We start from the raw sequence: 19,163 nt of genomic DNA on the forward strand, positions 1-19,163 counted from the left end.
AGACTCATGATTGAACTGGATAACGATTTGCAGTCCCGCCAGAACGCGCGGGAACTGGTGCGCAGCGCCAAAAAGGCCCAGGCGATTCTGGCCACCTTTTCGCAGCAGCAAATCGACGCCATCGTGAAAAACGTGGCCCAGGAAGCGGCGCACCACGCCGAAGCGCTGGCGAAAATGGCCTCGGAAGAGACCGGATTTGGCAACTGGCAGGACAAGGTGCTGAAGAACCGTTTTGCCTCGCTGCGCGTCTACGACGCCATCAAAGATATGAAGACCGTCGGCATCATTCATGACGATCCGCTAAAAAAAGTGATGGACGTGGGCGTGCCGCTGGGGGTGATTTGCGCGCTGGTGCCGTCAACCAACCCGACCTCGACCGTTATCTATAAAACGCTGATTGCCCTGAAGGCCGGCAACGCGATTATCTTTTCGCCGCATCCCGGCGCACGCGAGTGCAGCTGGAAAGCGATAGAGATCGTTAAGCGCGCCGCCGAAGCCGCAGGCGCCCCGGCAGGCAGCGTCAGCGCTATCACCCAACTGACCCTTGAAGCCACCTCCGAACTGATGCACAGCAAAGAGGTCTCGCTGATCCTCGCCACCGGCGGCGAAGGGATGGTGCGCGCGGCGTATGCCTCCGGCACCCCGACCATCAGCGGCGGCCCGGGTAACGGCCCGGCGTTTATCGAACGCAGCGCCGATATCCACCACGCGGTGAAAGATATCATCACCAGCAAAACCTTCGATAACGGGGTGATCTGCGCCTCCGAGCAGTCGATCATCGTCGAACGCTGCATTTACGACGAAGTACATCGCGAGCTGGAAGCCCAGGGCGCGTACTTTATGAACGAGGGCGAAGCGGCGAAAATGGCGGCCCTGCTGCTGCGCGCCAACGGCACCATCAACCCGAAAGTGGTTGGCAAAACCGCGCTGTATCTGAGCCAGATGGCCGGCTTCAGCGTCCCGGCCAGCACCCGGGTGCTGATCGCCGAGCAAACCACCGTCTCGCACAAAAACCCCTATTCTCGCGAAAAGCTGTGTCCGGTACTCGGCCTGTACGTGGAAGAGGACTGGAAGGCGGCCTGCAACCGGGTGATGGAGCTGCTGACCAATGAAGGCCTCGGCCACACCCTGGTGATCCACACCCGTAACCAGGACGTCATTCGCCAGTTCTGCCTCGAAAAACCGGTTAACCGCATTCTGATCAACACCCCGGCGGCGCTGGGCGGCATCGGGGCGACCACCAATATCACCCCGGCATTAACCCTTGGCTGCGGCGCCGTCGGCGGCGGTTCCAGCTCCGATAACGTCGGGCCAATGAACCTGCTCAACATCCGCAGAGTGGGCTACGGCGTGCGCTCCATTGATGAACTGCGCGCTCCGGGCAGCCGCCCTGAACCGCAGCCCACCATCGTCGCCCCGGTCGATAACCCGCACCGCAGCATTTTTGACGACCAGCGCTTCACCGCGCCTGCCGCTGCTGCTGTGACCCACAGCGCGACGGCGGACGATCGTTTTGCGGTCCGCGCGGCCGTCGAGGCGGAAGGCGACATCAACGAGCAAAACGTGGAGCGCATTATTCGCCAGGTGCTGGAGCGCCTCGGTAAGTAATGCATTGAGATAAGGCGATAAAAACGATGATTCTCGCAAAGGTAGTCGGACATGTGGTCGCCACGCAGAAATGCGCTGAGCTACGCGGCAGCAACCTGCTGTTAATCACCAAATTAGACGATGAGCAGCGGCCAATGAAGGACCAGACCTGGGTCGCCGTCGATAGCGTCGGTGCAGGCATGCACGACATCGTGCTGGCCGAAGAGTATTTCGCGCTCAACCGGGACCGCTACAAGGCCATGTCGGTGGTTGCCATTGTCGAGAACGTGTTTCGGGACGCTTAAGGAGTGAATAGTCCAATGAGTGAATTTTTGCTGAAACCTCGGATCCGCTTTGGTCAGGACGCGCTTGCGGTCCTGACCGAGCTTCCCGCCCGCAGCGTCCTGCTGGTCACCGATAAGGCGATGGTGAAATTTGGTCTCGCCGAACGCGTGACCCGGATCCTGCACCAGCGCGGCATCACCTTCCAGGTCTGGGACGACGTGGTGGCCGACCCGGATATCGCCACTATCGTGCGCGGTATGAAGCTGATGGACGACAGCTACCCGGATCTGGTTATCGCCCTGGGCGGCGGTTCGGTGATTGATGCAGCCAAAGCGGTTATTTTCGCCCTGGCGCAAACCCGCCCGGACGCCCGCCGCGAGCGCCCCTGCTTCGTGGCGATCCCTACCACCAGCGGCACCGGCTCTGAAGTGACCGCCTTTTCGGTGGTGAAAGCCCACGCCGAAAAACTGGTGCTGGTGGACCCGTCCCTGCTGCCGGATATCGCCATTCTCGACCCGGCTCTGGTGGCCTCGGTGCCGCCGGCGATCACCGCCGATACCGGGATGGACGTTCTGTGCCACGCGCTGGAAGCCTACGTCTCTCTTGATGCCAGCGACTTTTCCGATGCGCTGGCGGAAAAAGTGGTGCAGCAGGTGTTTCGCTACCTGCCGACCTGCTGGCGCAGCGGCGACAACCTGCTGGCGCGGGAAAAGATGCACAACGCCTCCTGCATGGCGGGAATGGCCTTTACCAACGCCTCGCTCGGCATCACCCACAGCCTCGCCCACGCGCTTGGCGGCGTCTTCCGCGTCCCGCACGGCCGCGCCAACGCGCTGCTGATGGCGGAGGTCGTGGCGTGGAACGCGGATTATCAGGGGCAGTGTGATACCGATGCCGCGCGCAAATACGCTCGTCTGGCTCATCTGCTGGATCTGCCGGCCGCCAGCCCCCGCCAGGGCGTCGCCAGCCTGCTGATCGCCATTCAGGCATTAAAAGACGAAATGACCATGCCGGCCGGCATCCGCGATACCGGCGTCGATACCGCTGATTTTGATCGGCGGCTGGCGGAAATGGTCGGTCAGGCGCTGCGCGATAGCTGTACCCCAACCAACCCGCGCACGCCGGACGCTCACGCTTTAACCGAAATCTATCGCCGGGCGTGGACCGGCGGCGCCGTTCAGGGCCACTGATAACAAGAACTGGAGAACCTTACCCATGGCACACTACAGCTTAACGCCGCGCGTCAACGTGTTGGCAGAACGTTTACTCTCACAAAAAAGCACCCTGTGCACCGAACATGCCACGACGCTGAACGCCCTTGATGGCGATATCGCGGGCGTCCCCGCCGCCGTTAAACCGGCGCGCCGCTTCTATGAACTGATGCGCCAGCTGCCGGTATGCATCAGCGCCGACGAGCTGATCGTCGGCAACCAGACCCGCAAACCGCGCGGGGCAATTTTTCACGATGAAAGCGCGGCCCATCGCCCGTCGGCGTTCCAGTTTCTCAATCTGAACGGCGACCTCGACTCTCCGGACTATAAGCTGGTCATCGAGAAAGGCGTGCTGGCGATCAGGCACCAGCTCGAAGAGAAAACCCGCAGCCTGGGCAGCGCCGTCAGCCGCAGCGGCATGGATGAAGTCAACGGCTGCCGCGCGGCGATTTACGCCTGCGACGGGCTGCTGACCCTGGCACAAAACCTGGCTAACAGCGCGGAAACCTTAGCCGCCGGCGAAAGCAACGCTTATCGCCAGAGCGAGCTGCGCGACAGCGCCGCCATCCTGCACCACGTTCCGGCCCACCCGGCGCGTAGTTTTAAAGAAGCCTGCCAGGCCTTTTATCTGTTCCAGCTCGCGCTGCAGCTCGATAACGGCAGCTATGCGGTGAACCCGGAAGGCGCCGATAAGGCCCTGCTGCCTTGGTATCAGCGCGATATCGACAGCGGCGCCCTGACGCCGCAGCAGGCCTATGAAATCGTCGAATGCCTGTGGTTCAAGCTGGCGGAGCTGAGTGAAGTCCGCGCCGCCTGCGCCATCGACGGCTACCCGATGTTTGACGCGCTGCTGCACGGCGCGAGCCTCGAAAACGCCAGCATCAATGCGCTCTCCGACATGTTCCTCAGCGCGCAGAGCAACCTCAGCGCGCGGAATCTACCGGTGCGCCTGTTCCGCGGCGCGCAACAGGTCTCTACCGCGCCGTTTGCCGCCTGCGGCGATACGCCGGTGATGGAAGGACTAACCCCGCGCATGCAGCGCCTGCGTAACCACTATCTGACCGTGCGCCCGAGCGTCTCTATCTACCGCGCGCTGGCCTTTACCGAGGTGGTCAAAGCCAACCCGGGCATGCCAACCATTCTGCTGCGCGCCAAAGCGTTCCGTCACGCCTGCGAAACCGCGCCGATCCTGATTCAGGATGACGAACTGATCGTCGGCCATCCGTGCGGCAAACCGCGCGCGGGCGCCTTCTCGCCGGATATCGCCTGGCGCTGGGTGCGCGACGAGCTCGACACCATGAGCACCCGCCCGCAGGATCCGTTTGAGATCAGCGAAGAAGATAAAAAAACCATTCGCGAAGAGATCGTGCCGTTCTGGGAAGGCCGTTCGCTGGATGAGATTTGCGAAGCGCAGTATCGCGAAGCCGGCGTCTGGGCGTTCAGCGGCGAGACCTTCGTCAGCGACCTCTCCTATCACCAGATCAACGGCGGCGGCGATACCTGCCCGGGCTACGACGTCCTGCTGTTCACCAAAGGGATGAACGGCATTAAGGCCGATGCGCAGGCCCGCCTCGATCGGCTGAGCATGGAAAACCCGGAAGATATCGACCGTATTTATTACTACAAAGCGGCGATCGAAACCTGCGAAGGCGTCATTAACTACTCCCACCGCATCGCCGCGCATGCCCGCGAACTGGCGGCCACGGAGCAGAACGCCCAGCGTCGCGCCGAGCTGCTGACCATCGCCGAGGTTAACCAGAACGTGCCGGCCAACCCGCCGAAAACCCTACAGGAAGCGCTGCAGAGCATCTGGACCGTGGAGTCGCTGTTCGAAGTCGAAGAGAACCAGACAGGCCTCTCCCTCGGCCGCGTTGACCAGTACTGCTACCCGATGTTTGAGGCCGATATTCGCGAAGGCCGCCTGACCCACGAGTCCGCGCTGGAGATGATGCAGGCCTTTATCATCAAGTGCGCCGAGCTGATGTGGATGTCCAGCGAGCTGGGGGCGAAATACTTCGCCGGCTATCAGCCGTTTATCAACCTGACCGTCGGCGGCCAGAAGCGCTCCGGCGGCGATGCCTGCAACGATCTCACTTATCTGATTATGGACGCCGTGCGCTTTGTGAAGGTTTACCAGCCGTCGCTGGCCTGCCGCATTCACAACCAGTCGCCGCAGAAGTACATGGAAAAAATCGTCGACGTGGTGAAAGCGGGCATGGGCTTCCCGGCCTGCCACTTCGATGACTCCCATATCAAGATGATGCTGCGTAAAGGCTTCGATTTCGAAGACGCCCGCGACTACTGCCTGATGGGCTGCGTGGAGCCGCAGAAATCCGGCCGCATCTACCAGTGGACCTCCACCGGCTACACCCAGTGGCCCATCGCCATCGAGTTCGTGCTGAACCGCGGCCGGATGGTGCTGTTCGATAGCTATCAGGGGCTGGATACCGGCGATCTGCGCGACCTGCACACCTTCGAAGCGTTCGACGCGGCGGTGAAAAAGCAGATTGCCCATATCGTGCGCCTGTCGGCAATCGGGACGGTGATCAGCCAGCGCGTGCACCGCGACGTGGCGCCGAAACCGCTGATGTCGCTGCTGGTGGAAGGCTGCATGGAGAGCGGTAAAGACGTGGCGGCCGGCGGCGCGATGGTCAACCACGGGCCGGGGCTGATCTTCTCGGGCCTGGCGACCTACGTCGACTCCCTCGCCGCGATCCGTAAGCTGGTGTATGAAGATAAAAAATATACCCTCGAGCAGATCCGCGACGCGATGCTGGCGAACTTTGAAGGCTTCGAAGGGCTGCGCCGCGACTGCCTGAATGCGCCGAAATACGGCAACGACGATAACTACGTTGACCAGTACGCGCTGGATATTACCGAGTGGACGGAGCGCGAGTGCCGTAAGTACCAGATGCTCTACTCCACCCTCAGCCACGGCACCCTGTCGATCTCCAACAACACGCCGATCGGCGAGCTGACCAACGCGACGCCGAACGGTCGCCTGGCGTGGATGCCGCTCTCGGACGGTATCAGCCCGACGCAGGGCGCCGATAAGCAAGGCCCGACGGCGATAATCAAGTCGGTCAGCAAGATGAACGTGGAGACCATGAACATCGGCATGGTGCATAACTTCAAGTTCCTCAAAGGCTTGCTGGATACTCCCGAAGGACGCCACGGCCTGATCACGCTGCTGCGTACCGCATCGATTCTCGGCAACGGCCAGATGCAGTTCAGCTACGTCGATAACGAAGTGCTGAAAAAAGCCCAGCAGGAGCCGGAAAAATACCGCGACCTGATCGTCCGGGTAGCGGGCTACAGCGCCTACTTCGTCGAACTGTGCAAGGAAGTTCAGGATGAAATTATTAGCCGCACGGTCATTGAGAAGTTCTAATTTAAAGACATTTTCCCCTATGGATTTCGAGTTGTAGATGGATTTCGAGTTGTAGAAAGGCGGTAAGCCCGTACATCCCAGGAGCATAGATAGCTATGTGACTGGGGTGAACAGGCGCAGCCAACGCATCTACAGCCCGAAAGACGACGGGGAGGAGGCAAGCGTGATCGCAACACAAGAATTAACCGGGCGCATTTTCAATATTCAGAAGTACTCGATCTACGACGGGGATGGTATTCGCACGCTGGTTTTTTTCAAAGGCTGCAATATCCGCTGCCCGTGGTGCGCTAACCCGGAAGGGCTTACCAGCCAGTTTCAGGTGATGTTCTCGCAGGATAAGTGCGTTAACTGCGGCGACTGCGTCAGCGTCTGCCCGGCGGGTATTCATTACCGGGCGGAGGAAAACGGCGAAATGAAGCACTTCGTCGACCGCAATAAAGACTGCATCGGCTGCCGTAAATGCGAAGAGATTTGCACCCGGAACGCGCTGGATATTATGGGCAAGGATGTCACCGTCAGCGAGCTGATGGAGATAATCATGCAGGATTACGATTTTTATATCGCCTCCGGCGGCGGCGTGACCATCGGCGGCGGCGAAATGAGCCTGCAAACCGATTTTGCCGTCGCCTTATTTAGCGAATGCAAAAAGATGATGCTCAATACCGCTATCGAAACTCAGGGCACCACCCCGCTGGCTAATTACCAGAAGCTCGCGCCGGTCACCGACACCTTCTTATTCGATATTAAACAAATCAATAGCGCGCACCATAAAGCGTTATTCGGCATTGGCAACGAAGGTATCCGCCGCAATCTGGAGTGGCTGGTGGATTCCGGCGCCAACGTGATTGTCAGAATGCCGCTGGTGCGCGGATATAACGACTCCTGGGAGGCAATTACCGGCGCAATTGATTATGTACAGAAGCTAGCCAAACGCGGACATATCCGCCGCATCGATATGCTGCCGTACCACCAGCTGGGACGTAAAAAATATGAACGCCTGGATATGCCGTACCCGATTACCCAGGACCCGTCTTATTCGCCCGAAGAATTAGACCGGCTGGAAACGTTCTTCGCGCAGTTTGATTTTGATATTCGTTTAGTCCGCCATTAACAGGAGCTGACAATGAAAAGTTTAGGCGTAATTGAAACGCGAGGGCTGGTCGCCGCCATTCAGGCCGTCGACGCCGCCTGTAAAGCCGCAGGCGTGAGCTGCATAGGCTACCGTAAAATCGGCTCGGGGCTGGTCAGCGTCTGCTTTGAAGGCGAAATCAGCGCCATCCACACCGCGATTGAGCGCGGCGTCGAAGTCGTCGCCGCGGGCCAGGTCGTCGGCTCGCTGGTCATCGCCCGCCCGGAACGCAGCGTGGTCGATGCGCTGGGTAAATTAAAAGGCCGCCCGTCGCGCCCTGCGGCTAAGATCGACGCGCCGCTCCCTGTGGAAGAAGAAAAAGACGCGGCGGAGCCGACCGCTCAGTACCCGGCGCAGCCCGCACCGGGCCAGACGGAAGATAAAAACGCCGCGCAGAGGAAAGGGAAGAAGGCATGATCGACGCTCTGTTACATGAAAAAATTGCCGCCCGCCTGACCCGCATCGCCCCGGAGATCCCGGTGGGCATCTCTAACCGCCACGTTCACCTGGCGCAGCAGGATGTCGAGGCGCTGTTCGGCAAGGGCTACGCGCTAACCCCGCTGAAGCCGCTGCGTCAGCCGGGGCAGTTCGCCGCCGAAGAGTGCGTCACCGTGGTCGGGCCGAAGGGTTCGCTGACCCACGTTCGCGTCCTCGGCCCCACGCGCCCGTGCAGCCAGCTGGAAATTTCCCGCGCCGACTGCTTCACTCTCGGTATCAGGGCGCCGGTGCGCGAGTCCGGCCAGCTGGAGAACGCCGGCAGCGCGCTGCTGATCGGCCCGGCGGGCCACGTTGAGCTTCGTTCGCAGGTGATCTGCGCCTGGCGACATATTCATATGTCGCCTCAGGACGCCCGCCGGCTGAACGTCAGCAACGGGCAGAAGGTCAGCGTCCGCAGCAACGGCGAGCGCCGGCTGACGTTTGATGAAGTGGTGATTCGGGTGCGCGATGATTTTGTGCTTGAGTTCCATATCGATACCGAAGAGGCCAACGCCGCCGGGCTGAAAAACGGCGCGCAGGTCGTCATCACCCAGCCCGCTTAACGGAGACCGGCCATGACCGACGAAGAGATCGAACGCCTGGTGACGCGGATTATCCAGCGGCTACAGCCGCCGGTTCTGGTAATGGTCGCCGCCGCCGACGGCTACCGGCAGGCGATCCGCCGCCGTCTGGCGGGCTGCGGGCATCCGCTGCATATCGTACTGGACGAAGGCACCCCGGACGCCGCATGCTGGCAGGAAACCGGCACAATCGTCCCGGCGTCAGCCTGGCAGGAAGCGTTGCCTGCAATGGCCTGGCGAGCGGTGATAGTGCCGTTTCTCGACTATCCGCTGGCGGCAGACCTGACGAACGGCAACCTGCGAAGCCCGTTCGCCCGACGCCTGCACGAGGCGCTGCTTGGCGGTCTGCCGGTACTGGCGCTGCGCTACCACTGCGATCCCGGCAGCGAGCTCAATCAGCTGTACGGCGCGGCGACCCGCTCGGCCTACGCCGGGCAGATGCGCTCGACGCTGGCCCGGCTGACGGAGTGCGGCGTTACGCTGTGCGATATGAACGAGCTGCTGGAGCGGCTGACATCGGGCGCTGGCGCAGCGGCGACGCCGGCAAGCGCGGCGCGGCGTTATCTCACTGTCACAGACGTGGTGAATAATCCGGCGCTGGCCGCCGCCCCCGATGCCGAGCTGACCGATGCCGCCATCGATTTTTTAAAAAACAGAAAAAAAGAACCTTACCTTAATAAATAGACCCGGAGTTTATTATGTCTTCCAAAACAAAATGTTGGCTATGGATGCTGCTGGTTATCCTCTCCGAAACCTCAGCCACTTCGACGCTTAAAATGTTCGGCAGCAGCGAAGGCTCGACCAAAATGATGCTGCTCGCGCTGCTGATTGTTCTCTACTGCACCTGCTACTACTCGCTCTCCCGCGCGGTGAAAGATATCCCCGTCGGCCTGGCGTATGCCACCTGGTCCGGCACCGGCATCCTGGTCGTTTCCACGCTGGGCATGGCGTTTTACGGCCAGCATCCGGATACCGCGGCCATTATCGGCATGGCGATTATCGCCAGCGGCATCGTCATCATGAACCTGTTCTCGAAAATGGGCAGCGAGGAGAGCGCCGCGGCGCCCGCCGAGCCGGTTACGCCTCTCGACAAAAAGATCGCCAACTGACTGAAAGGAATAGCATATGTTTAATCTCGGATTTTTATGGCTGGCGCTGTCAATCGGCTCCGAAATCACCGGCACTTCGATGATCAAAAAGACCAACGGCTTTAGCAAGCTGGCGCCGTCGGTGCTGGTAGTCTGCGCCTACGGGCTGTGCTATTTCGCCCTCACCCGCGCGATGAGCACCATCCCGGTGGGCGTGGCCTACTCGCTGTGGTGCGGCTTTGGTATCGTCGGCGTCACCATTTGCTCAATGATCCTCTACAAGCAGAAACCGGATCTGCCGGCCATCTTCGCTATGGTGCTGATTATCTCCGGCGGCATCATCATGAACGTCTTCTCGACGATGTAAGTACGCCGCCAGGGTAAACGGAGCGTGGGTTTACCCCATGCCCGTTTCGTGGCAGGATAGACCGATGAACAGAAACGTTGTCGTTACCCGCTCACTCCGCTGGTGGCTGCCTGCATAACAGGCGGCACGATTGACGTTTCCATTTTCAAAGCCGCCGGAAGGCGGCTTTGTCATTTCTCAGCGACGCCTTTCGGCTTAACCGCATCGTAAGGAGTTTCTGATGAACGCAGGCCAAACCATTCTTACCGGCGATCGCCCAACCGGCCAGCTGCACCTCGGCCATTACGTGGGTTCGCTGCGCCAGCGCGTCCAGCTGCAGCATGACCACCAGCAGTTCATTCTGGTCGCCGACCTGCAGGGATTAACGGACAACGGCAGCAACCCGCAAAAGATAAGCAGCAATATCTTTGAAGTGATGGCCGACTATCTGGCCGTCGGCATCGATCCGCAGAAAACCACCGTCTGCCTGCAGTCAGCCCTCCCCGCGCTGGCTGAACTGAGCGCCCTGTACATGAATATCGTCACCGTTGCCCGCGTCGAGCGCAATCCCACCGTCAAGCATGAGATTGCGCAGAAAGGATTCGCCCGCTCGCTGCCGGTGGGCTTTCTGGCCTACCCCATCAGCCAGGCCGCCGATATCACCGCCTTTAAGGCCGCGCTGGTGCCGGTCGGCGACGATCAGCTGCCGATGATCGAACAGACCAACGAAATCGTACATAAGATGAATAGCCTGACGACGACGCCGGTGCTGCAGCACTGTAAGGCGCTGCTCAGCGAGGTCGGCCGTCTGCCGGGCGTCGACGGCAGCGCAAAAATGTCAAAATCGCTGGGCAATACGCTGACGCTTTCGGCCAGCGAAGAGGAGATCCATCGCGCGGTCAGCGCCATGTATACCGACCCAGGCCACCTGCGCGTTGCCGACCCGGGCCAGGTGGAAGGTAACGTCGTCTTCACCTATCTCGATGCCTTCCACCCCGACAGGCCGCTCATCGGCGAAATGAAGGCGCATTATCAGCGTGGCGGACTGGGCGATCGGCAGTGTAAAAACGCGCTGGAGGAGTGTTTGCAGACGCTGCTGGCGCCGATACGCGAGCGCCGGGCGCGATTTATTGCCGATAAAGGCATGCTGCTGGAGCTGCTACGCCAGGGCAGCGAGCGGGCCAACAGCCTCACGCAGCGGACGCTGCATGAGGTAAAACGGGGACTGGGATTGCCGATCCTGTTCTGAACGAGGCGACTCGCCATCGCGCTTCGCCTGCGGGAGCCTGGCCGGCAGACGGCTTAGCCGCCGCTGCCACCTTCGTGCATCTTCACGCAGTTGCGTCCGTCGCGCTTGGCGGCATAGAGCGCGCTATCGGCGTCGCGCAGCAGCAGGTTGTAATCAGGGTGGCCGGTGTGGACGGCGTAGCCGATGCTGGCGGTAATGGCGATTTCGGTCTCGCCGCCAACGTTGAAGGCGAGCTGGCTGATATTTTTGCGCAGGCGTTCAAGGAGCGCATGGGCCTCCACGGCGCCGGTTTCCACCAGCACCAGCAGAAACTCTTCGCCGCCGTAGCGGAAGATATAGTCGCTGGAGCGGATATTGTCGCTGAGCAGATCGGCAACGTGCTTAATCGCCCGGTCGCCCACCTGGTGGCCCCAGCTATCGTTAATCTCTTTAAAATGGTCGACGTCGACGATCGCGACCGTCATCGGCCGCTCATACTCCATAGCGAGCGCGACCTCGTGCTTGAGGACCACCGGCAGGTAGCGACGGTTGAGCAGGCTGGTGAGCGCGTCTTTGCCGTTTTGCATTTGCGACAGGCTGCTAAAAATCACCCCCAGCTGGCTGCCGATCTGCTGGCAATGAATATGAATACCCTGCAGCAGGTTTTGCGTATCTTTATATTCTGCGCGGCTGTCGGATGATTTCCAGCCGCTAATTAAGCTATCGACCTGGGTGATTAATCCGCCAATCTCTTCCATCTGCGCGTTCTTGTTAAAATAGCGCACGCATTTATGGCGGAACCACAGGCCAAATTCGGATTCAGATAATAACGTGGCGTTAATATCGTTTTTATTTTCGCTAACGATATTAAAAATAACGGTATTTTCCCAGCCGGAGAGCGCAGCCTGCTGCTTGCCGTACTCCATCGGCACGTTATCCATCAGGCTGTACAGGCGATAGGCTTCTTCGTTTTTGGTCGCCCGATAGTGCGACAGGGTGTAGGCATGGCACATCATCTCGATCGCCATATTAAACGCCATAATCGCATAGTAGATCGCGGCAACGCCGGTTTGGCGGTCGATGGTACTGTCGCGAATATATTCAATCACCCCGGCCTTGAGCTGCCTGGCTCCGCGCAGCACGGCCTCGGCAGGGATGCCGATACGCGAGTGAATGCTGCCAATATGATATTGCCTTTCCGCCAGCGCCTGCAGGCCGTCCTTCTCGCAGGTCAAAATATCTTTGACCCAGCCGGCCAGCGAGCGGCTCAGACGTTCCTGAACCAAATCGTAGGTGAGGTGCCTGGCAATATCCGGGTCCTGAAAAATAAAGTCATAAAAACGGGCCGCCAGCGCTTCAGCCTGCTCGGTGGCAATATTATTAAGCACCGCCTTCACTTCCGGCGTCAGGCCGTCGTGCAGCGGCAGCCATTCCTTAAAAATAATCGCGATATATTTTTTGCTTTCATCACTCATTGAATAAAGCGCTCGCTGACGTTTGTCTCTTTTCAGGGCCGCAAATCATACAACAGTTAGCTATGACCAACCAGATTGAAAATGCATCAATCATACTTTACGCCTTTCCGTGCGGCCGTCGACGGGCGGTTCGCGACGCGGTATCAATAACCCATACTTAGCGTATGGACATACTCAATACAAATGCTAGTATCCAATAGACAGTAGCTATATTTATGCGTGTTTCATTTAAGGCCTGGATTGCTGATGATGACCACATTCGTAGCACATCTTTCTCACCGGTTAGCAGCGCAGCTGGATCCGCGCGCCGGTCGGCCTTGCCCCTCCACTCCTCAATCTTGCAAAGAGATAACGCTCCGTATGGCGGAGGAAAGAAACGCGCATCACTCAGCAATATGGAACAGAGCGAGTAGCGTATGGACAAAATCAAACAGCACTGGGCCTGGTGCCTTGTCGGCCTGCTGGCGGTCATCGCCGCCCTGATATGGTGGGCGCTGCGTCCGCCGGGACTTGCGGAGGGATTTGCCAGCAGCAACGGCAGGATAGAAGCCACCGAGGTGGATATCGCCACCAAAACCGCCGGACGCATCGACGCCATTCTGGTCAAAGAGGGGCAGTTCGTTCGCAAGGGCGAGGTGCTGGCGCGGATGGATATTCGGGTGCTTAACGAACAGCGCCTCGAAGCCGCCGCCCAGATCAAAGAGGCTGAAAGCGCGGTCGCCGCCGCCAAAGCGCTGCTGGATCAGCGGCAAAGCGAAATGCGCGCCACCGAAGCGGTGGTAAAGCAGCGGCAGGCGGAGCTCAACTCCACCGCTAAACGGCACGTGCGCTCCAGCGCGCTGTCGCAGCGCGGCGCGGTTTCAGCCCAGCAGCTCGACGATGACCAGGCGGCAGCGGAAAGCGCCCGGGCAGCGCTCGAATCCGCCAGAGCCCAGGTTTCTGCGGCGAGGGCTGCAATTGAAGCCGCCCGGACCAGCATTATTCAGGCGCAAACCCGCGTTGATGCCGCGCAGGCGACGGAACGACGCATCCTCGCCGATATTGACGATAGCGCGCTCAAAGCGCCGCGCGACGGCCGAATTCAGTATCGCGTCGCCGAGCCGGGCGAAGTCCTGGCCGCCGGCGGGCGGGTGCTGAATATGGTCGACCTCTCCGATGTCTACATGACCTTCTTCCTGCCAACCGAGCAGGCGGGCCTGCTGGCGCTGGGCGGCGAAGCGCGCATCGTGCTGGACGCGGCGCCAAACCTGGTCGTTCCCGCCCATATTAGCTTTGTCGCCAGCGTCGCACAGTTTACGCCGAAAACGGTAGAAACCAGCGATGAGCGCCTGAAGCTGATGTTCCGCGTGAAGGCGCGAATTCCGCCGGAGCTGCTGGAGCAGCACCTTGAGTATGTCAAAACCGGCCTGCCCGGCATGGCGTATGTCCGCCTGGATAGCCAGCAGGCCTGGCCCGATACGCTCGCGGTGAGGTTGCCGCAATGAGAGGCTCTCAGCAGGATACTTACCCACCGGTCGCCCTGCTGGAACGCGTCGGTCAGCGCTTTGGCGCCACCGTCGCGCTGCGGGATATTACGCTGAGCATTCCCGCTCGCCGGATGGTGGGCCTGATTGGCCCAGACGGCGTCGGCAAATCAAGCCTGCTGTCGCTGATTTCCGGGGCGCGGGTCATTGAGCAGGGCAACGTGATGGTTCTCGGCGGCGATATGCGCGACGCCCGCCATCGCCGGGATGTCTGCCCCAAAATCGCCTGGATGCCGCAGGGGCTGGGTAAAAACCTCTATCACACCCTGTCGGTGTATGAAAACGTCGATTTCTTTGCCCGGCTGTTTGGTCACGACAGGGCCGAGCGCGAGAACCGCATCGATGAGCTCCTGCACAGCACCGGACTGGCCCCTTTCCGCGACCGTCCTGCCGGGAAGCTATCCGGCGGGATGAAGCAGAAGCTCGGCCTGTGCTGCGCCCTGATCCACGATCCGCAGCTGCTGATCCTTGATGAACCCACCACCGGCGTTGACCCGCTGTCTCGCGCCCAGTTCTGGGAGCTGATTGACAGCATTCGCCAGCGCCAGCCGGAGATGAGCGTGCTGGTGGCGACGGCCTATATGGAAGAAGCGGAGCGCTTCGACTGGCTGGTGGCGATGAACGCCGGGGAGGTGCTGGCTACCGGCAGCGCCGAAGAGCTAAAAGCGCAAACCCACAGCCAGACGCTGGAGCAGGCGTTTATCGCCCTGCTGCCGGAAGCCCAGCGCGAGGCGCACAAAGAGGTGATCATCGCGCCGCGCAACGCGCTGGACAATGAAATTGCGATTGAAGCCCGTGGCCTGACCATGCGCTTTGGCAACTTCGTGGCAGTGGATAGCGTGAACTTCCGCATCGCCCGCGGCGAGATTTTTGGTTTCCTCGGCTCAAACGGCTGCGGTAAATCAACCACCATGAAAATGCTTACCGGCCTGCTGCCCGCCAGCGAAGGCGAGGCCTGGCTATTCGGTCAGCCGGTCGATCCAAAGGATATCGAAACCCGCCGCCGCGTCGGCTATATGTCGCAGGCTTTCTCCCTCTACAGCGAGCTGACCGTCAGGCAGAACCTTGAGCTGCACGCCCGCTTATTCCACATCCCGGATGCCGAGATCCCCGGTCGGGTCGCGGAAATGAGCCAACGATTTATGTTAACGGAGGTCGAAGATACCCTGCCCGCCTCTCTGCCGTTAGGCATTCGCCAGCGGCTCTCTCTCGCCGTGGCGGTGATCCATCGCCCGGAAATGCTGATCCTCGATGAGCCGACTTCCGGCGTCGATCCGGTCGCCAGAGATATGTTCTGGCAGCTGATGGTCGATCTCGCCCGTCAGGATCGGGTGACCATTTTTATCTCGACCCACTTTATGAACGAAGCCGAGCGCTGCGATCGTATTTCGCTGATGCACGCCGGGAAGGTGCTGGCCAGCGATACCCCGCAGGCGCTGGTGGCCCAGCGCGGCGCGGCAACGCTTGAAGAGGCGTTTATCGGCTGGCTGCAGGATGCCCGGCAGTCCGCCGCTGAAATAGCGCCCGCTCCGCCGGTTAGCGCTTCGCCCGGGACGGCGGCGGCGCAGCAGCAGGCGTTCAGCCTGCGCCGGCTCTTTAGCTACAGCCGGCGCGAAGCGCTGGAGCTGCGGCGCGATCCGGTACGATCGACCCTGGCCCTGCTGGGTACCGTTATTCTGATGTTCATCATGGGATATGGCATCAGCATGGACGTGGAAGATCTGCGCTTCGCGGTACTCGATCGCGACCAGACCATCAGCAGCCAGGGCTGGTCGCAGAATATTGCCGGCTCGCGCTACTTTATCGAGCAGCCGCCGCTGCAGAGCTATGACGAACTGGACAGGCGGATGCGCAGCGGCGAGCTGGCCGTGGCCATTGAAATTCCGCCTGATTTTGGCCGCGATATTGCCCGCGGCACGCCGGTGAAAATTGGCGTCTGGGTGGACGGCGCTATGCCTAATCGGGCCGAGACGGTGCGCGGCTACGTACAGGCCATGCATCTGGCCTGGCTACAGGAGATGGCCGGACGGCAGGCGTCTCCCGTCCACGATACGTCGCTGATATCCATCGAGACGCGCTATCGCTATAACCCGGACGTGAAAAGCCTGCCGGCCATCGTTCCGGCGGTGATCCCGCTGCTGCTGATGATGATCCCGGCGATGCTCAGCGCGCTGAGCGTGGTACGTGAAAAAGAGCTTGGCTCAATCATCAACCTGTACGTCACGCCGACTACCCGCAGCGAGTTTCTGCTGGGCAAGCAGCTGCCGTATATCGTGCTGGGAATGTTTAACTTCTTCCTGCTGTGCGCGCTGTCGGTAGCGGTGTTTGGCGTAGCGCATAAGGGCAGCTTTTTGACCCTGACCGCGGCGGCGCTGCTCTATGTCACCATCGCCACCGGGCTGGGGCTGCTGATCTCCACCTTTATGAAAAGCCAGATTGCGGCCATCTTCGGCACCGCCATTATTACGCTGATACCGGCCACGCAGTTTTCCGGCATGATTGACCCGGTCGCTTCGCTGGAGGGGCCCGGCCGCTGGATTGGTCAGATCTACCCGACCAGCCATTTTCTCACCATCGCCCGCGGCACATTCTCAAAAGCCCTGAGCCTGACGGACCTGTGGGCGTCCTTTATACCGCTGCTGATTGCCGTCCCGCTGGTGCTCGGCCTCAGCGTGTGGCTGCTGAAAAAACAGGAGGGATGATGCGCGGATTACGCAATATTTATAATCTCGGCGTCAAAGAGCTGCGCAGCCTGCTCGGCGATAAGGCGATGCTGACCTTAATCCTGTTCGCCTTTACCGTATCGGTTTATTCCTCAGCGACCGTGATGCCGGGGTCGCTGCATTTGGCGCCTATCGCGATTGCCGATATGGATAAATCGCAGCTCTCTTCGCGTATTATCAACGGCTTTTATCGGCCGTGGTTTTTACCGCCGGAGCTGATTAACGAAGATGAGATGGATGCCGGGCTGGATGCCGGGAACTATACCTTCGCCATTAATATTCCCCCCAACTTTCAGCGCGATGTGCTCGCCGGGCGGCAGCCGGAAATTCAGGTTAACGTCGACGCCACGCGTATGAGCCAGGCGTTTACCGGCAACGGCTATATCCAGAATATTATTAGCGGGGAGGTGAACAGCTTCGTTGCCCGCTACCGGGATAACGCTACCCTGCCGGTAGAGCTGGCGGTGCGGATGCGCTTTAATCCCAATCTTGAGCAGGAGCGCTTTGGGGCGGTCATGGCCATCATCAATAACATCACCATGCTGGCGATCGTGCTGACCGGTTCGGCGCTGATCCGCGAGCGGGAGCACGGCACGGTCGAACATCTGCTGGTTATGCCGGTGACGCCGTTTGAAATTATGCTGGCAAAAATCTGGTCGATGGGGCTGGTGGTGCTGGTCGTTTCCGGGCTTTCGCTGCTGCTCATGGTGCAGGGGGTGCTGCAGGTGCCGATTGAAGGCTCGATCCCGCTGTTTATGCTGGGCGTGGCCCTGAGCCTGTTCGCAACCACCTCAATCGGTATCTTTATGGGGACGGTGGCGCGTTCGATGCCGCAGCTGGGGCTGCTGATGATCCTGGTGCTGCTGCCGCTGCAGATGCTTTCAGGCGGTTCAACCCCGCGGGAAAGTATGCCGCAGGCGGTACAGGATATTATGTTAACCATGCCGACCACCCACTTCGTCAGCCTCGCGCAGGCGATTCTGTATCGCGGTGCCGGCTTTGCCATCGTCTGGCCGCAGTTTTTAACCCTGATGGCCATTGGCGCAGCGTTCTTTACCATCGCCCTGCTGCGTTTTCGTAAGACGATCGGCGCGATGGCGTGAGTGAGATCGCTCTGGCCGTCACCTCGGCGGCGGCCAACGGCAATAAGGACGGGATCAGTTTTTGCGGTTTATCACGCGACGCAGCAGCCAGGTAAAGCCCATCGCCATGCTAAACAGAATGAACAGCAGCACGACCCAGCTCACGGAGATACGGACCAGCGTGCCAAAGGTCATCAGCGGCTGCAGATAGACGGTAAACGACTCGCTTAACGGCTTCCCTATCAGCGTATACGCGCTATCAGCCAGCCAGACGCAGACCCGACACGCCAGCCAGATAATCGCCGGCCAGCAGAGCAGAACCAAAAAGGTGAGACGTTCTTGTATGTAGCGGGTGAGCCGACGCAAAGGGGGCCAGCTAAGCAGGATTTTCATTTATATTCTCATATTGCCATCCGGTAACAGAGGTTATTTAGCCCCGGACGTTACCGAAACAGGCATTAATACCGGCAGTACGCTTGATATTTTATATCACAATTCAGTTAACCCGAATCCGATCAAGTTAACAAACTGTTAATGACAGTAAATCATTTTATTCGGAAAGTCCAGTTATTACGATTTCACTGCTTAAACGGTGGGATGATATTTTGTAAATAATTGATAGTATTAATTAAATGTAATTCAACGATGAGTTAAAGATATTCAGATAATTAATTAAAGACCGTAATTTTATATTTAGAACTTAGCTGATTTTTATTTTAAATATAACATCAGGGGCTGGCAGGTTTTTTTCTTATCAGACGATCGCGGCGCGCAGCGCCCGTGCCGGGCGGCGTCCCGCTGCTTTTCCTGAACCGCAGACAACAAAAAAAACCCATGCCTGCGCATGAGGTTTCTTCGTCTGTTTGATGCCTGGCAGTTTCAGGAGTGCGCTTACCGACAAACAACAGACAAAACAAAAGGCCCAGTCTTTCGACTGAGCCTTTCGTTTTATTTGATGCCTGGCAGTTCCCTACTCTCACATGGGGAGACCCCACACTACCATCGGCGCTACGGCGTTTCACTTCTGAGTTCGGCAT

General features: G+C 59.5%; 17 protein-coding genes. 14 read left to right on the top strand and 3 right to left on the bottom strand.

Annotated features, from left to right (window positions below):
* The first annotated feature begins 6 nt into the window (after positions 1 to 6).
* The 11 genes from NWP14_RS25220 to trpS all read left to right on the top strand — a co-directional run bounded on the left by NWP14_RS25220 (position 7) and on the right by trpS (position 11,344).
* A complete protein-coding gene (locus NWP14_RS25220; protein WP_095104065.1) occupies positions 7 to 1,608 on the top strand; it encodes an acetaldehyde dehydrogenase (acetylating) in 1,602 nt (533 codons plus the stop codon).
* A 26-nt stretch (positions 1,609 to 1,634) separates the two neighbouring features.
* On the top strand, positions 1,635 to 1,892 hold the full coding sequence (locus NWP14_RS25225; protein WP_095104067.1) for a EutN/CcmL family microcompartment protein: 258 nt from the start codon (positions 1,635 to 1,637) through the stop codon (positions 1,890 to 1,892).
* 15 nt (positions 1,893 to 1,907) lie between these two features.
* Positions 1,908 to 3,062, top strand: a complete 1,155-nt coding sequence (locus NWP14_RS25230) for a 1-propanol dehydrogenase PduQ (RefSeq protein WP_375216159.1) — start codon at positions 1,908 to 1,910, stop codon at positions 3,060 to 3,062.
* 25 nt (positions 3,063 to 3,087) lie between these two features.
* Positions 3,088 to 6,474 carry a choline trimethylamine-lyase gene (gene cutC, locus NWP14_RS25235; RefSeq protein ID WP_375216160.1) on the top strand — a complete coding sequence of 1,129 codons (3,387 nt, stop codon included), beginning with the start codon at positions 3,088 to 3,090 and terminating at the stop codon, positions 6,472 to 6,474.
* 163 nt (positions 6,475 to 6,637) lie between these two features.
* Entirely contained in the window at positions 6,638 to 7,585 is a 948-nt protein-coding gene (gene cutD / locus NWP14_RS25240; RefSeq protein ID WP_331834477.1) for a choline TMA-lyase-activating enzyme, read from the top strand.
* 12 nt (positions 7,586 to 7,597) lie between these two features.
* Complete coding sequence (locus tag NWP14_RS25245) at positions 7,598 to 8,020, top strand: BMC domain-containing protein (RefSeq protein WP_095104073.1); 423 nt, start codon at positions 7,598 to 7,600, stop codon at positions 8,018 to 8,020.
* Entirely contained in the window at positions 8,017 to 8,643 is a 627-nt protein-coding gene (locus NWP14_RS25250) for a phosphate propanoyltransferase (protein WP_331834476.1), read from the top strand. Before NWP14_RS25245 ends, NWP14_RS25250 begins: the two co-directional genes overlap by 4 nt.
* A 12-nt stretch (positions 8,644 to 8,655) precedes the next feature.
* Complete coding sequence (locus NWP14_RS25255) at positions 8,656 to 9,345, top strand: hypothetical protein (RefSeq protein ID WP_375216161.1); 690 nt, start codon at positions 8,656 to 8,658, stop codon at positions 9,343 to 9,345.
* A gap of 14 nt (positions 9,346 to 9,359) precedes the next feature.
* Entirely contained in the window at positions 9,360 to 9,770 is a 411-nt protein-coding gene (locus NWP14_RS25260; RefSeq protein ID WP_095104079.1) for a multidrug efflux SMR transporter, read from the top strand.
* 16 nt (positions 9,771 to 9,786) lie between these two features.
* Positions 9,787 to 10,116, top strand: a complete 330-nt coding sequence (locus NWP14_RS25265; RefSeq protein ID WP_041143869.1) for a multidrug efflux SMR transporter — start codon at positions 9,787 to 9,789, stop codon at positions 10,114 to 10,116.
* Positions 10,117 to 10,336: 220 nt separating this feature from the next.
* On the top strand, positions 10,337 to 11,344 hold the full coding sequence (gene trpS, locus NWP14_RS25270) for a tryptophan--tRNA ligase (protein WP_095104081.1): 1,008 nt from the start codon (positions 10,337 to 10,339) through the stop codon (positions 11,342 to 11,344).
* A gap of 53 nt (positions 11,345 to 11,397) precedes the next feature.
* Here trpS and NWP14_RS25275 read toward each other — a convergent pair whose 3' ends face one another.
* Positions 11,398 to 12,798, bottom strand: coding sequence for a GGDEF domain-containing protein (locus NWP14_RS25275; RefSeq protein WP_095104083.1), 1,401 nt, complete (start codon positions 12,796 to 12,798; stop codon positions 11,398 to 11,400).
* Between the two features lie 416 nt (positions 12,799 to 13,214).
* Between NWP14_RS25275 and NWP14_RS25280 the strand changes: the two genes are divergently transcribed.
* From NWP14_RS25280 to NWP14_RS25290, 3 genes are read left to right on the top strand one after another with little or no spacing between them, the layout of a single operon-like run.
* Positions 13,215 to 14,282 carry an HlyD family secretion protein gene (locus NWP14_RS25280; protein WP_095104085.1) on the top strand — a complete coding sequence of 356 codons (1,068 nt, stop codon included), beginning with the start codon at positions 13,215 to 13,217 and terminating at the stop codon, positions 14,280 to 14,282.
* Positions 14,279 to 17,023, top strand: a complete 2,745-nt coding sequence (gene rbbA / locus NWP14_RS25285) for a ribosome-associated ATPase/putative transporter RbbA (RefSeq protein WP_375216162.1) — start codon at positions 14,279 to 14,281, stop codon at positions 17,021 to 17,023. Before NWP14_RS25280 ends, rbbA begins: the two co-directional genes overlap by 4 nt.
* A complete protein-coding gene (locus tag NWP14_RS25290) occupies positions 17,023 to 18,147 on the top strand; it encodes an ABC transporter permease (protein ID WP_095104089.1) in 1,125 nt (374 codons plus the stop codon). Before rbbA ends, NWP14_RS25290 begins: the two co-directional genes overlap by 1 nt.
* A gap of 54 nt (positions 18,148 to 18,201) precedes the next feature.
* Here the strand turns inward: NWP14_RS25290 and NWP14_RS25295 are convergent, their stop codons facing one another.
* Together NWP14_RS25295 and NWP14_RS25300 are read right to left on the bottom strand one after the other, a co-directional pair.
* On the bottom strand, positions 18,202 to 18,519 hold the full coding sequence (locus NWP14_RS25295) for a hypothetical protein (protein WP_095104091.1): 318 nt from the start codon (positions 18,517 to 18,519) through the stop codon (positions 18,202 to 18,204).
* Between the two features lie 335 nt (positions 18,520 to 18,854).
* On the bottom strand, positions 18,855 to 19,163 hold a 309-nt coding region (locus NWP14_RS25300), incomplete at its 5' end, for a hypothetical protein (protein WP_375216163.1).

This window comes from Klebsiella sp. C349492 (genome assembly GCF_042055345.1).
Lineage (GTDB): Bacteria > Pseudomonadota > Gammaproteobacteria > Enterobacterales > Enterobacteriaceae > Klebsiella > Klebsiella scottii.

Bases quoted from the DNA above. Each gene is read 5' to 3' on its own strand.
- NWP14_RS25220 (WP_095104065.1), top strand. From the start codon at position 7: ATGATTGAACTGGATAACGATTTGCAGTCCCGCCAGAACGCGCGGGAA.
- NWP14_RS25225 (WP_095104067.1), top strand. From the start codon at position 1,635: ATGATTCTCGCAAAGGTAGTCGGACATGTGGTCGCCACGCAGAAATGC.
- NWP14_RS25230 (WP_375216159.1), top strand. From the start codon at position 1,908: ATGAGTGAATTTTTGCTGAAACCTCGGATCCGCTTTGGTCAGGACGCG.
- cutC (WP_375216160.1), top strand. From the start codon at position 3,088: ATGGCACACTACAGCTTAACGCCGCGCGTCAACGTGTTGGCAGAACGT.
- NWP14_RS25245 (WP_095104073.1), top strand. From the start codon at position 7,598: ATGAAAAGTTTAGGCGTAATTGAAACGCGAGGGCTGGTCGCCGCCATT.
- NWP14_RS25250 (WP_331834476.1), top strand. From the start codon at position 8,017: ATGATCGACGCTCTGTTACATGAAAAAATTGCCGCCCGCCTGACCCGC.
- NWP14_RS25255 (WP_375216161.1), top strand. From the start codon at position 8,656: ATGACCGACGAAGAGATCGAACGCCTGGTGACGCGGATTATCCAGCGG.
- NWP14_RS25260 (WP_095104079.1), top strand. From the start codon at position 9,360: ATGTCTTCCAAAACAAAATGTTGGCTATGGATGCTGCTGGTTATCCTC.
- NWP14_RS25265 (WP_041143869.1), top strand. From the start codon at position 9,787: ATGTTTAATCTCGGATTTTTATGGCTGGCGCTGTCAATCGGCTCCGAA.
- trpS (WP_095104081.1), top strand. From the start codon at position 10,337: ATGAACGCAGGCCAAACCATTCTTACCGGCGATCGCCCAACCGGCCAG.
- NWP14_RS25275 (WP_095104083.1), bottom strand. From the start codon at position 12,798: ATGAGTGATGAAAGCAAAAAATATATCGCGATTATTTTTAAGGAATGG.
- NWP14_RS25280 (WP_095104085.1), top strand. From the start codon at position 13,215: ATGGACAAAATCAAACAGCACTGGGCCTGGTGCCTTGTCGGCCTGCTG.
- rbbA (WP_375216162.1), top strand. From the start codon at position 14,279: ATGAGAGGCTCTCAGCAGGATACTTACCCACCGGTCGCCCTGCTGGAA.
- NWP14_RS25290 (WP_095104089.1), top strand. From the start codon at position 17,023: ATGCGCGGATTACGCAATATTTATAATCTCGGCGTCAAAGAGCTGCGC.
- NWP14_RS25295 (WP_095104091.1), bottom strand. From the start codon at position 18,519: ATGAAAATCCTGCTTAGCTGGCCCCCTTTGCGTCGGCTCACCCGCTAC.